The 13,169-nt window shown below is 44.5% G+C and carries 13 protein-coding genes; 4 read left to right on the top strand and 9 right to left on the bottom strand.

Translation table 11 applies throughout. The features are described from left to right. Positions 1 to 13: 13 nt before the first annotated feature. From QUA90_RS23880 to QUA90_RS23865, 4 genes are all read left to right on the top strand, one after another. On the top strand, positions 14 to 961 hold the full coding sequence (locus QUA90_RS23880) for an NAD(P)-dependent oxidoreductase (RefSeq protein WP_333448108.1): 948 nt from the start codon (positions 14 to 16) through the stop codon (positions 959 to 961). Next, a complete protein-coding gene (locus QUA90_RS23875) occupies positions 936 to 1,571 on the top strand; it encodes a hypothetical protein (protein ID WP_333448107.1) in 636 nt (211 codons plus the stop codon). Before QUA90_RS23880 ends, QUA90_RS23875 begins: the two co-directional genes overlap by 26 nt. A 78-nt stretch (positions 1,572 to 1,649) precedes the next feature. Then, positions 1,650 to 1,787, top strand: coding sequence for a hypothetical protein (locus tag QUA90_RS23870; protein WP_333448106.1), 138 nt, complete (start codon positions 1,650 to 1,652; stop codon positions 1,785 to 1,787). Positions 1,788 to 1,816: 29 nt separating this feature from the next. Beyond that, complete coding sequence (locus tag QUA90_RS23865) at positions 1,817 to 2,665, top strand: IS5 family transposase (RefSeq protein WP_333448105.1); 849 nt, start codon at positions 1,817 to 1,819, stop codon at positions 2,663 to 2,665. Between the two features lie 221 nt (positions 2,666 to 2,886). Here QUA90_RS23865 and QUA90_RS23860 read toward each other — a convergent pair whose 3' ends face one another. From QUA90_RS23860 to QUA90_RS23820, 9 genes are all read right to left on the bottom strand, one after another. After that, the gene (locus QUA90_RS23860) at positions 2,887 to 3,078 is read right to left on the bottom strand and encodes a hypothetical protein (protein ID WP_333448104.1); all 192 of its coding nucleotides are present in this window, start codon (positions 3,076 to 3,078) and stop codon (positions 2,887 to 2,889) included. 474 nt (positions 3,079 to 3,552) lie between these two features. Further along, complete coding sequence (locus QUA90_RS23855) at positions 3,553 to 3,831, bottom strand: hypothetical protein (RefSeq protein ID WP_333448103.1); 279 nt, start codon at positions 3,829 to 3,831, stop codon at positions 3,553 to 3,555. 934 nt (positions 3,832 to 4,765) lie between these two features. Continuing rightward, on the bottom strand, positions 4,766 to 5,446 hold the full coding sequence (gene cas5 / locus QUA90_RS23850) for a type I-MYXAN CRISPR-associated protein Cas5/Cmx5/DevS (RefSeq protein WP_333448102.1): 681 nt from the start codon (positions 5,444 to 5,446) through the stop codon (positions 4,766 to 4,768). After that, complete coding sequence (gene cas7i / locus QUA90_RS23845) at positions 5,446 to 6,306, bottom strand: type I-B CRISPR-associated protein Cas7/Cst2/DevR (protein ID WP_333448101.1); 861 nt, start codon at positions 6,304 to 6,306, stop codon at positions 5,446 to 5,448. Before cas7i ends, cas5 begins: the two co-directional genes overlap by 1 nt. Before the next feature lie 39 nt (positions 6,307 to 6,345). After that, on the bottom strand, positions 6,346 to 7,833 hold the full coding sequence (gene cas8a1 / locus QUA90_RS23840; RefSeq protein ID WP_333448100.1) for a type I-MYXAN CRISPR-associated Cas8a1/Cmx1: 1,488 nt from the start codon (positions 7,831 to 7,833) through the stop codon (positions 6,346 to 6,348). A gap of 3 nt (positions 7,834 to 7,836) precedes the next feature. After that, positions 7,837 to 10,092, bottom strand: coding sequence for a CRISPR-associated helicase Cas3' (gene cas3, locus QUA90_RS23835; RefSeq protein WP_333448099.1), 2,256 nt, complete (start codon positions 10,090 to 10,092; stop codon positions 7,837 to 7,839). Next, on the bottom strand, positions 10,082 to 10,738 hold the full coding sequence (gene cas6, locus QUA90_RS23830; protein WP_333448098.1) for a type I-MYXAN CRISPR-associated protein Cas6/Cmx6: 657 nt from the start codon (positions 10,736 to 10,738) through the stop codon (positions 10,082 to 10,084). The genes cas3 and cas6 overlap by 11 nt, the downstream gene beginning before the upstream one ends. After that, the gene (locus QUA90_RS23825) at positions 10,735 to 11,715 is read right to left on the bottom strand and encodes a WYL domain-containing protein (RefSeq protein WP_333448097.1); all 981 of its coding nucleotides are present in this window, start codon (positions 11,713 to 11,715) and stop codon (positions 10,735 to 10,737) included. The genes cas6 and QUA90_RS23825 overlap by 4 nt, the downstream gene beginning before the upstream one ends. A 317-nt stretch (positions 11,716 to 12,032) precedes the next feature. Next, a complete protein-coding gene (locus QUA90_RS23820) occupies positions 12,033 to 13,118 on the bottom strand; it encodes a competence protein CoiA family protein (protein ID WP_333448096.1) in 1,086 nt (361 codons plus the stop codon). Positions 13,119 to 13,169: the final 51 nt, after the last annotated feature.

Here is a 13,169-nt window from a genome sequence, read left to right as displayed (position 1 = left end):
GGGCTGCTGTTAAATGATTATTTCTAACAAAGAAAATACTGTAGTCTGTGTAGATAGACTTAATATACTTCCTCAACACAAATTAGTATTGCAATCTTGTGCAAATACAGTATTCTATGAAGACTTACCAAATGATAGCCAGATAGTTGATAGAGTGGCGTGTGCAGCTATCGCAATTGTTAATAGAGTTAAAGTATCAAAGGTATTTTTTGAAAATGCAGCAAATCTAAAGTATTTGATTACTTCAAATGTTGGGTATGATAATGTAGATTTAGAGCTAGCTGCTAGTCATAAGGTAAAAGTTATTAACTGTCCTACGTATTGTAGTGATGCTACAGCGGAACATACCATAGGACTACTGTTTTCTATAGTTCGCAAAATTGTTGAAGCAAATCTTGATATTAAAAATGGCTATTGGCGAAAGAGCCTCTATACAGGCATAGAGTTAAAGGGAAGAACTATTTGTTTAATTGGAAAAGGAAACGTCGGAACAAGAGTTGGAAAAATTGCTTGCTCTTTAGGTATGAATGTAAACTACATAACTAAGGAAAGCTCATCATCTGAAATAGAAAGTTTGGTTAGCAATGCTGATGTTATTAGTTTGCATATTCCATTAAGTTATAAAACACATCACTTCTTTAATGCAAGGCTCATAGCCTTGATGAAGAAAAGTGCATACTTGATCAACACTTCCCGAGGCAATCTAATCGATCAAAAATCTATTTTTGAAGCTTTAAAAAATAATTTAATAGCTGGAGCAGCACTTGATGTTTTTGAAGAGGAACCAACGGGTAATAAAACCAATTACTCGATACATGAATTGGCTTGCTTAGAGAACGTAGTTGTTACTCCACATATTGCATTTAGAACAGAAGAAAGTTTATGCAAACTTGGTGAGGAGCTGCTTGAAAATGTTAAGTCTTGTTTGAAAGGTAATGCAATCAATGTTATACAAATATAACTATTCAAAGACATTTATCGGATCTGAAAATTACTGGATAAATAGATATGATTCTGGAAGAACTTCAGGAAATGGTTCTTATGGTAAGCTTGCTGAATTCAAGGCAGAGATTATAAATGAGTTTGTTCTGCAAAACAGTATAGAGCAAGTGATTGAATACGGATGTGGGGATGGAAATCAGTTAAAACTGGCCAACTATCCATTTTATATAGGATTTGATATAAGCTTTAAGGCCATACTTATATGTAAAAGTTTGTTTGCCAAGAATGCCAGAAAGACTTTTAAGTTGATGAGCGAATATACTCAAGAGCAGGGTGATCTAACCTTGTCTCTAGATGTTATATATCATCTTGTTGAGGAGCAGGTATTTTTTACTTATATGAATAGGCTGTTTGATTCATCTAAAAGGTATGTCATAGTTTATTCGTCAAACACTGAAATAAAGTTAGAATATCAAGCTAGTCACGTTAAGCATCGGAATTTTAGTAAATGGGTGTTTAATGTGAAACCAGAATGGAAGCTCATAAGGCACATACCAAATAAATATCCATTCATTGGTAATACAAAAACTGGTTCACTAGCTGATTTCTTCGTATATGAAAAAGCTTAACAATGCCCATGCACCAGACCACCAGAAATTCACCCAGGACTTACGCAAGCACCCTATATAGAACCCATTTGAGATCTTTTGACGATCGCCCGTAGAGATGCGATCGGCTCGCGCCACGGGCGATCGGCTCGCGCCACGGGCGATCGGCTCGCGCCACGGGCGATCGGCTCGTGCCACGGGCGATTGGCTCGTGTCACGGGCGATCGGCTAATGTAAAATTACAATCAAAATACTCAGAGCGGATAATGCCATACTCTACTAATCTCACAGATGCCCAATGGGAAACTTTGTCACCCTTACTCAATCAAATATTGCCACTGAAAAAGAAAACTCGCCCACCTAACTGGACTCAAAGAGAAATTTTCAATGGCATCTTCTACCAGCTCAAGAATGGTTGCAATTGGGCAGACCTACCAAAAGATTTACCTCCCTATTCAACCGTATACTGGTATTACAAGCAGTGGCGAGAACAAGGAGTGCTTGAAGAATTGATGAAACTCTTGCATTCTCAAGTACGATCGCAAGTAAAAAAAAAACCGAAGTGGACTAGATTAATGATTATCGATTCACAGGCAGTTAAAAATACCTGTAATGCCAGTATTGCATCGAAAGGTTATTGTTTTTACAAATCAACCAATGGTATTAAAAGACATCTAGCGGTTGATACGCTTGGGTTTCCATTTTTTACTCACTGCACGAAAGCTAGCTTATCAGATGATGCAGGTTTAATTGAAATGTTAAGCAAAAACATCAATTATTTCAAGTCTAAACCCGTTAATGTTCCCAAAGTCACTATCTTGCTAGACCACGGATATCACCCCGACCATTTGACTGCTGAGTTAAAGAAAATTTACCCACAGATTCTGACCAAAATTAAGTTTGAACTCTCGGAAAAACCCTCAAAAAAACAAAAAGAAGCTCAAGGGCAATCGGGATTTGTGCCAGTTAAAGCCAGGTGGGTCATCGAGCGCTCGAATTCTTGGATGGAAAGGTGTAAAATTCTCATTAAAAACTTCGAGAGAACTTTAGATAATGCCACTGCCAAGATGAATCTTTGTTTTATTAGATTGATGATTAAGAGGCTGGCCTCTTAGATCTCAAATGGGTTCTATATAGCGTGCTAAAAGTTGGTAATCGCTTTTTTTCTCCTTTTTTAGCCCTCTAAAATTCATATGCAGGTCAAATATATCGCTCTTTTGTCACTAAGGGCGGAGGAAAAGTGGAAATCAGCACCATCTTCAATTACAGGAATGGCTCCAAGAAACCGATTCAGACAGCGGATTTCCTCTCTTGCTCACTGGTACGTACTCAACGCCTAATGGCAGCAAAGGTTTCGGAATTTTTGCATCAGCCTCTTCAATCTTTCCCGCAGCTCGTGTTCAACGCCTAATGGCATCAAAGGTTTAGGAATCTCTTGATAAGTTGTCTTAGCTGTAACGCGGTGGTACTCAACGCCTAACGGCATCAAAGGTTTAGGAATTTGAGTCTCAGGTTTTCCGTCTTTCAAGGTTTGGTGCTCAACGCCTAACGGCATCAAAGGTTTAGTAATAGTATGGGCGATGCCGTGGATGTGATACCAAATCAGTGCTCAACGCCTAACGGCATCAAAGGTTTAGTAATTAGTAGATGTGCCAGACATCGAAGGAGCGCATCGTGCTCAACGCCTAATGGCGTCAAAGGTTTAGGAATGTTGCGTGGGTAGCCGTCATGCCTTTGCCACCACCGTGCTCAACGCCTAATTGCATCAAAGGTTTAATAATATGATCTAGCTGAAAGCGCTGAAAATCTGTTATGTGCTCAACCCTAACGGCATCAAAGGTTTAGGAATAACCTTGCAATTATAAGGGTTGACAACTTCAGACGCAACGTGCTCAACGCCTAACGGCATCAAAGGTCTAGGAATAGCCAGAGGGCGATCGCACTTCCCGACAACACAAAGTGCTCAACGCCTAATGGCATCAAAGCTCTAGGAATTTATTCACTAAAGCCAGCCATGCAGTCCATCTAATGCGTGCTCAACGCCTAATGGCATCAAAGGTCTAGGAATAGCGCGAGTATCAATGATTTTATCGGGTAAATCGTGCTCAACGCCCAATGGCATCAAAGGTCTAGGAATAGCGCGAGTATCAATGATTTTATCGGGTAAATCGTGCTTAACGCCCAATGGCGTCAAAGGTCTAGGAATCTGCGATCCTCCGGGTACGCCGTTGCAAGTAAAGTGTTCAACGCCTAATGGCATCAAAGGTCTAGGAATACCCATGATAACAAAGGGTTTCAAAGCATTAACGATGTGCTCAACGCCTAATGGCCTCAAAAGTTTAGAAATTCTACGAAGTTGCACGCACCGCTGCAGCCGGACTTGTGCTCAACGCCTAATGGCCTCAAAGGTTTAGAAATGCTGCTGCCAAAAATGCGATCGCTCTTGCCGAGTGCTCAACGCCTAATGGCATCAAAGGTTTAGAAATGTCAGACTTGATCGAAATTTGCTGGCGCTGACTCCGGTGCTCAACGCCTAATGGCATCAAAGGTTTAGAAATATTACTCCGATCGGGGCGATCGACGAGTACAAATAGTGCTCAACGCCTAATGGCATCAAAGGTTTAGTAATACCAAAGGAGCAAAATGCTTTCACGAGTTAGTGTGCTCAACGCCTAATGGCATCAAAGGTGTAGGAATCCTGGAGGAGCGCCATAACGTCGAACGACGACGTGCTCAACGCCTAACGGCATCAAAGGTTTAGTAATTTTTGATCGCTGCTGCGGGAGCGCCCGTCACTGTGTGCTCAGCGCCTAACGGCATCAAAGGTTTAGGAATAATAACAGGATAACCAGGAATGTTAGTTGTTTTGTACTCAACGCCTAACGGCATTAAAGGTTTAGGAATGCGCGTAAGATACCTGAATAGAATTCTCGGCACATTGCTCAACGCCTAATGGCATCAAAGGGTGAGGAATGTTGTGTCCGAATTGGCCTTGCGGAAAGTCGTATTGTGCTCAACGCCTAACGGCATCAAAGGTGTAGGAATCCTGGAGGAGCGCCATACCGTCGAACGACGACGTGCTCAACGCCTAATGGCATCAAAGGTTTAGGAATAGCGGTGGTTGAAGACCTAAATGAGATAAATATTCAGTTTTCAATGTTCAAATTTTTTGAGACTTAATTGAAGATTACCCTCAATGCTTGATAACTTATACATTACCCAGACTTTTCACTAAGTTTAGAAGCCTTGAAACCAGAAGATTGAGCGGTCGGTTGAGACGCTAGAATCTGAACCCAACAGGTTTCAGAGAAACTATTACAACTCAAGCTAAAGCGTTGAAATTTTCCCTGCCCCCTTTTACGTTCAATCCAAACAGGTAAGCTAATTAAACCTCGATTATCCTTGATTAACCATCGGATTATTCCATCTGTTTCTCGGTAAAGTCTTATTCCATTAACCAGTGCCCAAGATTCCCCCAGACTCAAGCCACCAAATCGAGTAATTTTTTCAGGAGTAGAGAGAGCGATCGCTACCCTTTCTTCTAATGTGACTGAGGCAGAATCTTCACTAGAATCAATTTGGACTACAACTTGTAGGTCGGTTAATAACTCATGGTGATTAGGTTTCGAGAATTTACTCGTTGGATAAGTACCTAAGTGAGCGCGACTAAATTTGTGATGTCGCTGTTTGCGAACAACTCTAGAGATCGCTGGTTCATTACCAATTAGCCCAATGGCAAGCTTTACACCTAAATGAGCAGCCATATCTACTTCACCAATCAGGGACAGTAGGAAACCATAAATCGTTGAAGGGGGGGGATAGCAGTAAGTTTCTTTATAATCTCGTGCAAAGCTGCGAGGAAAACTGGTGCAGGGGCACTCAAGGTAGAGCAGCATTAAGCAGCCACCCCCGTTTTGAGCAAGGCTTTAGCAGCAGCGATCGCTTCCTTAACTCCACGAACAACCGTCACATTCAACTTCTTTAACTGCTCCCCATAGAGGGTATCCACAATCTCACCTGCCACGATCAATTCACTAGCTGCCACATCACCAACTTCCACCAAGCGCAGCAACTTCGGACACCCTACGGTGTCACCCATCCGCTTAAAGCTATCCATAATCCAGGGGCTAGGATCTTGCGTCACTCGAATCACAATCGATTCTGGACGGAAGTCGTAGAGAAATCGGGCGTGGTTTCCGCCAACATGCCGTACTGCGCCAATGGCATCAAGTATCAAAGCTGCACGACTAGCATCCTGGAGACTTTCGGGTGTAAGGGCGATCGTGTATTGATAAGCAGTGCAATGCACTTCTGAACTGTGGATCGAAGTCTTACCTTTTGTACCTCCCTTAGACCCAAAAGCAATATCACCCCAGAAAGGATCGAGGCTAATGGCACGGCTTACTTCCAATGCTCCACGCCGTTTTGTCGTCGCATTTTCGTTATCTTTGCCTTTCTTGGCATCCATATAGCCAAACAAATCATCATCAATGAAATCTTTAGCACTGAAGCGTTCATTTTTCAGGTTATAGGCTTCTTTATCTGGATCGAAGGTGCGATTTACTTGGGCTGCATCCAAATTTTGCAAGTATTCGCGCAATCCCCAGCGAATTGCTTCAGCACTCACAGTCGTGTATTGATCGTTGCCACGGGTAATTTTTTGCAACGTAGATAGGGTGCTGCCATCGCCTTCCCCACGATTATTGGCAGCAACAGCAGTAGAGGTGACAATGGTTGCGAACAAATGCTGAGACATGATTGATAGTCCTTGATTTAGAAATAAGTTGTGAACAAGTTAGGAGGCAAGTAAATCATCGCCGTAGCTCTCAGATTCTGAAGACGTTTCGAGCGGTACTTTAGCACCATCCAGCGCATCCCCCTTTTTGCTGGTATAGGTTGCAATCGCTAACAACACCAGATCTCGCGCTTGTCGCCAATTTGCTTCGTCATGATGAAGCCAGTGATAAATTTGTGGTCCGACAGCTCTCATTTCTTTGCTGCGATATTGAGTCAAGACATCAACCAAGGTTTGAGCAAAGTCTCGTTGGGTGCTCGGGCGTTTCAGACGATTGAGCAGTTTATCTGTGACTTGTCCGTAATCCAATGGACGACCTTGCTTTTCAGCCTGCAAAATTTGCCCACGCAGATACGCACTAAATGCACCTTGCACGGCATCAAACAGCACCTGTTCCCTAGTATTGAGATACTCTGTCATTTTCACTAATCCTTTGCGTTCATAAAAACCATTCCGCTTGCAAAACTCATAGAATCCCCCATACCAAGCATTTCCAGTCACTAAGTTGTCACAAATCCACGGCAGCACCTTGGAAATCGCCAACCAGGTTTCTCCCTTGTCAGTCTTTTTCACCTGCGGCGGGAACAGCACCTTGGCAGACCGATATAGAGCCAACAAGTCCTCATCCACTTGCACACGATAGACTGCTTGTTTAAGGTAGTTCTGATTGTCATCCCAGGTTTGCTTTCCTAGTTGATAGACCTCGCAGTAATCTACTTGTGCTAGACCTATATCGCCCAAGGTCTGCTCTCGCCATAGAAAATTCAGTGCTGATTCTCCCGCCCCACTGCTACGGAAATCACGGTAGGTGCGCCCTGGAAAATCTTGCTTGTGCTTCACCCATTGCTTCAGGTTTTGCACTTCAGGAATCACAACGGCTGAGCGCAAATTCGGTAGCTTGTAATAGCCACACGCCAAGGGCAAAAATAGCAACGCTAGAAATCCTGTGGATGACTCTTGATAGGCTCCATTGACGAAACACTCAATCAACCCAGGCAGGTGATGCCCCTTGAGCGAAATCTCTTTTTTGAATGCACCTTTGGTATTGAAAGCCTCCTTAATATCTTCGGTGTAATAGCAACTGAGCAATGAACGAAACTCTACCCGAATTTCAGGTTGCCCTTCATCAATCTGAAAGGTCTTTGCCACTGCATTAGAATCACGACTGCGTTGCTTACTGTTGTGTTGCAAGAATGTAGACAACACTCCTTCAGTAAACGTATAGTGCCCCTGGTTATCGAGCTTTAAAGCTGGTACATCTAGATAGCCGTCGGCTGTAACTTGATAAGTCTGCTGAACTAGCCACGTCACAGCATCGCGATCGCTGACCTTATCCCATGCCAACTTCACCTCATCGTCTGTTACCTCCCAAGTTAACGGTGCATCCTCACGCGGCATCACTGACAATGCCAGCGCTAAGCCTGCAATTCCCGCTCGATGGGGCAGCAATGTATTCGGATCAAAGATTGATAGTGTAAATTCAGACATTTTCTACTTCACCTCCTGTGCGCCAATTTCTTTTGAGTAAGTCCATTCCTCTTTGGGCGCAATCAAAAATCCCTTTTTATGTCGTGGCCAGTCCTTTGTCTTTTTCGCAGCCAATGGCACTGTGTAACGTGGAATCTCACTTGCTTTGTTTGAATCCACTATTGCTATATCTTGCTCTAGCAAAGCCGTTACAGTGTAGCCTGCTTTTCGCAGTGCAGCCGAATAGGTACGCCACTTGCCATCTAATAAAACCATGTGGGTTTTAGGCTTGCCTTGGATGCCCATTTTTTCTAACCACGCAGCAAGCTGCGCCTGGTTCACTTCTCCATCAAATGACTGAATTAATATCCTGCCCTGATCAATTTCTTCTTGCTCGTAGGGGTATCGGTTTGGTGGTGGATAAAACATTGCATCCAGCGCATGACCGCAGTAATTCCGGTTCAAACGTCCTAGCCGCTGAATCAATCCTGCTGGGTCAGCAAGCTGCGACACTAGGAGCGTGGCAGACAAATCCAGTGACATTTCAGCAACTTGAGTGGCGATTGCAATCACTGGCTCATCTTTTTTGAACCCGTCTAACACCGCCCGATGATGCTCAACGCGATCGCTATACCGAAATCGACTGTGATAAAGCACCGCATTGAGGTTCTTGCTTTTGGCTGTTCGATAAACCTCAATTGCTTCATTTACTTGATTGCAGACCCACAGAACCTTTCCACCCTTAGCAAGCTCTGCTTCAACTCGCTCCCAATCTGGCGCCTCCACAAGATGAAACTGATAACGGTTATATTGCTCTAGCTCTGCATCTCCCGGAATGATTGGGACTTTTTCACCGGCTGCTTTTTCGATTGCTGCAATCTGCCACGGCAAAAATGATGCTGACATCAGCAGCACTGGAGCCTTCACCATTTCCAGAAACCGCAGCAATGCCCCAAACAAAGCATCATCGTAACAATGGACTTCATCAAATACGAAAGCAGCTTGGGCTATCACCGGGAAACAGTACAGCGGACGACGATTGCACTGAAGCAAACCTAACACAGTATCAACGGTGCAAATGCTCACCTTCACCCCCCAAGCCTTGAAGGAATCCAGCTTCTTTGCCGTTTCATTTTCAAACGCTTGCATCAGTTTGCCTGCGTCATCAATGAAAAGCTCAGTGCCGTTATCCTCTTCCTCGCGGGTTCTCGCCAGTTCTAAATCCACATCCGCCCGCGAATGCAGCAGCACCGATTCAACTTCATCCTGCACATAGTCCAGAAATCCCTCGGTACTCGTGCCTGTTGTGGGATAGCAGAAAAATAACTTACGTCCTACGGCATGGGTTTTCGCCCAGTTATAGGCCCCAAGGGTTTTCCCTGTGCCGCACCCCGCCCTAGCTAACGTGACTCGTGATGAGGCATTACCCAAGTCAACCTGAAACGGACGCATTGCATTACCCTTAAGCCGTTCCTTAATCACATTCTGTAAATCAGGTTCAGTGAGCGTGCTTTTCAAGCCCTCCCAAACTTTTTGGATATCCCTGCGATCGTTTTGTCCAGATGCTGAGCCGATAGAGTCAGCTGCAATTAACAGTGATTTCACCACTGCCAATAGCTTCACCTCTGGTTCCCAATCGGCAAAGGCTCGTTCAATCCGCGAGCGCCGTTGGGTAATATCAGCTACCGTCCAATTACTGGGTAAATTTCGCACTGATTGTGGCAGTGATCGTGGCAATCCCAGTTTCTTTACACCGTATTTAAGGATGTCTTTGAAATATTGTGGTGCCGTATACAAATAAATGTGATCGTCTCCACTGGCGCGAATTTCAAATAAGTCCGGTGCCAGCTTTCCAGCCTTTCCTCCAAGCTTCAAATGATGTCCACCTGCTGCTGCAACTGCCGTAAAAAAATCGCCCTCGCCCTGTTCTAGCCACTCGCGAAATTCCAGCGCCAATAAAACCGACAGCGCTTCATGCCGAACCATTTGCGGTTCATTCAATGCTTGGCGCTTGCCACGAACCATCTGCTGAAAGTGATTATTTGCTTTACCCCAGTCGTGTAGGTAAGCAGCCAGTCGAGCCGTTGCTAATAGAAATGTGACTTTGCAGGTCAACCCAAACTGAACAATCAGGCGATCGCCCAAAATTTCCACTAGGGTTGTCATGGCATTCACCACATCTGCCGTATGCCCAATCAGACTGTAGGAACCCTTCCAGCCATTCTCAAATGACTTTGCTAATAACCGAAACCGATTTTGCTGTTTGAGTTCAGGCGGCATCCGGCACCTCTTTGACGGGATAAAACCAGCCACAGCCAAAGTGTTGCCGCCCACCTAGTCCATGCCATTGCAGCTTTAGGGAATCTTCCTGGCTTAATCCTTCTACTACCACACCATAGCCAAGAATTTTCTTATCCTTTACCTGTATTGTGCGTCGCGCTAAATCGCCATTAGCATCACTGGGAATAAATGCTTGTCCCTTGATTTCTAATCGTTCCAATCCCTTTTGACAAGACTCCAGAAAATACCGGGGCACATCCGCATGATCGATCGCATCTAACTTAAACGTCACCAGTCTTGATGCTACAGTGTCACTTGCTTCCGGCAGAGTAATTCTTGGCTGAACTAATCGAATTAGATGACCTCGAATATCAAAGACTTGGTTTTGCAGGAATCGATACCAGATTTGCATCTGATCCGATGGGCAACGCAGTCTCAATCGTGAACCCCTATTCAGATAAATCATGCCAGCCCGATCAGGAATGCCGGGGATACTGCACAAGCGAACCTCTGACGGTAAATCCTTTGGAATTGATTCATTTTCAGCTTCTTGTAGTAATTTCTTGATCGCGGAATACAGCGCATAGCCATGATCCGCAGGCAACGTTTTACCCCGTAGTGCAAATTGAATCTCCAAAAAATTCATGGTTCTAGCCCTCTAATATATTGCTCGCTCATCCCCTCAACTTCCTCTCGCATCATCTCTACTAACTTTGATGGTTCCTTGACCACAGCCCCCTTCCCATAACCCAAAATCCAACGTTTCAACTCATTGAGTCCCCCCACAATTAATTGCAATGTCACCGAACCATCAAGATGTTCTTGAATTTCTTGTGTGGGATGCCAGCGGCGTTCTCGGACATAGGGAGCAGTTGAGGCATCAAACCAAATCGTTACCGGGACTGGCGTGCCTCCGACTTCACTTTGAAAAATCTTGCTTAAATGCTCTTTGGCATTAAAGTTAGGGTCTTGGACAAATTTCTCTTTGAGTACCTGCAACTCTCGAATACGGTCTACCCGAAACCAGCGAATAGCCTGGCGTTTGTGACAAAAGCCAATGATATAGGGGTTAGTCCCTCTATAGATATGAAGAAGATAAGGGTCTAGTTCTCGTTCTGACTCAGCATTCCGACTCGCGGTGAAATACCGCATCGACACCCGATGAGAGTTACGACACGCCTCTATCAGCCGTTTCCAAATTCCTGGGTCAGGATAAGTCTCTGCTCCAGTTCTAAAGACAACTCTTTCGTCGGCGATTTGTTGCATATCAACCCAAGTCTGCTCTGGTAGTCGCTCACTCAATCGCTCGACAGCAGAGCGTAACTCGTCGGCATAGGTAAAACCAGCGTAAGTTTCTAGCATCCTAGCTCCCAAGGTCAAAGCAAACAGCTCTCCTTGGGAAAGGGAAATACTCGGCAACCGCCATTCCGAATCGGTGTAATAATGACCCTGCTTGGGGCTGTATTCTAGTGGGGCGTTAAAGCGATCGCGCAAGAACGCCAAGTCACTACGAATTGTTCGTTCGCTAACTTCTAAGGCTTCAGCTATTGTTGCTGTTGTTTGCCGCTGCGCTGTCCGCAGTAGCGAGTCAATTTGCAGCAATCTTTCCAAAACACGGGCCATAAACCTAATTTTTGTTGGGTTATGGCTATATTAAATGGTTAACCCGGCAAAAAACTTTCCGCCTTAAGAAAAAACTCATACACTCTTACCTTACTCTCAACTTTCCTCGTACCCAGAAGGGAAAAGCTCAGTACACCACGTTTTTGCTCACTGCCTTCTTTGTGGGTTCACGCCTCCTCCCTAACTCCCGCGTGATTGTCACTCACGTCTGTATCACAGTACGCTCTGCTGTGGGAGTTGGGCTCACAGCGTGTTACCGACAGTGTGACTCTGTTGCTCGGCGAGTCCTCTAACTTGTGGTTAATACTATTCCTCCTTCAACCGTCGCAAAAGCTACCTGTGGGTGAATAGCACCAATGAGGTCGTGAATTCAAATTAAGGGGAGGATTTAAGCTTATTTGCAGCTCATGTTCGATGCTAGGAATATAACCATACCAAGCTTCGGACATAGCCTCAAAATAGAAATTGTCGCCCCAAATGGCATCGCATTTTTGGCATCCAAACGACATATAAGAGCGCCTGACTGTTTTACTGTACCGTTTCTTGATCTCTCCCATGCGGATTGTTTGACCTGCCTCTGTTTTTAAATAGTTTTTGACTGCTTGAATAAGTTCAGGTCTAAATATATAATCTTTTTCGTCATGGGGATACCCAAAAACTCCATCATATATTTTTTCACCGCACTTTGAATAATAAAACAAGTTGGGAAGGTAATAAAGGTAGTGCTGTTGTTGGCATCTCCAACAAAACACAGCAAAAAAAATTACCTTAACTTCCTGAGTTTGACAGACTTGGTAATGAGAAGCAAATTTAAAATGCCTTGATAGCAGAGCTGCCATAAATTCAGGAAGCGTCAGGGTTCTGGTAGAGGCATCAACCATTAGAGCATCCTTTGATTCCAGCCACAATTTAAACATAGGTAAGTCTTGGCAACTAAAATCAGGAGATGTAGGAAGTTTACGAAACAGCCAGCAGCAGCGAATGCCATCCCGCTGATATTTGGCTTGCCTTGCAGCAGTTTCTTCTAAAGTTTGCGGACTCCACTGCACCTCAAAAGCTAGCTTGACTAACTTTCCCCGGTCTGTTTTGGTGGCTAAAACATCCGCTCTCCAATCAGAGCCTGAAACTTCCGTTTTTGCGTCGTAGCCGAATTGCTGGCAGACTCGAACAATTTCAGTCTTGGCTAATAGGTGCTGCCACGTTTCCGGGGCCCAATTACAAATCCTGTCTTTGCCGTGAACAAAATGCTTGGTGCCGAGCTTAGACGTGCGTAAGTATCCAGTTGAGTCACAACAGCACAGTCTAACTTTTGGGCGCTGAGCTTTCAAATTGAGCCATTCTTCATCGGACATCAGAGGGGCTAATAACTCTCGGCCTGCAAAAAATGCTCTCAGTGGCATCATTTCACCTCAAACGCAGCGCTTGTATCCTTACCAAACATATCAATAAACAGG

The organism is Microcoleus sp. D3_18_C4 (assembly GCF_036702355.1).
Taxonomy (GTDB): domain Bacteria; phylum Cyanobacteriota; class Cyanobacteriia; order Cyanobacteriales; family Microcoleaceae; genus Microcoleus.
Note: the sequence above shows the minus strand (reverse complement) of the source record. Positions and strands in the feature narration are given on the sequence as shown.

Coding starts and splice junctions, on each gene's coding strand:
- QUA90_RS23880 (WP_333448108.1), top strand. CDS start 14: ATGATTATTTCTAACAAAGAAAATACTGTAGTCTGTGTAGATAGACTT.
- QUA90_RS23875 (WP_333448107.1), top strand. CDS start 936: ATGCAATCAATGTTATACAAATATAACTATTCAAAGACATTTATCGGA.
- QUA90_RS23865 (WP_333448105.1), top strand. CDS start 1,817: ATGCCATACTCTACTAATCTCACAGATGCCCAATGGGAAACTTTGTCA.
- QUA90_RS23855 (WP_333448103.1), bottom strand. CDS start 3,831: ATGGGTATTCCTAGACCTTTGATGCCATTAGGCGTTGAACACTTTACT.
- cas5 (WP_333448102.1), bottom strand. CDS start 5,446: ATGCTGCTCTACCTTGAGTGCCCCTGCACCAGTTTTCCTCGCAGCTTT.
- cas7i (WP_333448101.1), bottom strand. CDS start 6,306: ATGTCTCAGCATTTGTTCGCAACCATTGTCACCTCTACTGCTGTTGCT.
- cas8a1 (WP_333448100.1), bottom strand. CDS start 7,833: ATGTCTGAATTTACACTATCAATCTTTGATCCGAATACATTGCTGCCC.
- cas3 (WP_333448099.1), bottom strand. CDS start 10,092: ATGCCGCCTGAACTCAAACAGCAAAATCGGTTTCGGTTATTAGCAAAG.
- cas6 (WP_333448098.1), bottom strand. CDS start 10,738: ATGAATTTTTTGGAGATTCAATTTGCACTACGGGGTAAAACGTTGCCT.
- QUA90_RS23825 (WP_333448097.1), bottom strand. CDS start 11,715: ATGGCCCGTGTTTTGGAAAGATTGCTGCAAATTGACTCGCTACTGCGG.
- QUA90_RS23820 (WP_333448096.1), bottom strand. CDS start 13,118: ATGATGCCACTGAGAGCATTTTTTGCAGGCCGAGAGTTATTAGCCCCT.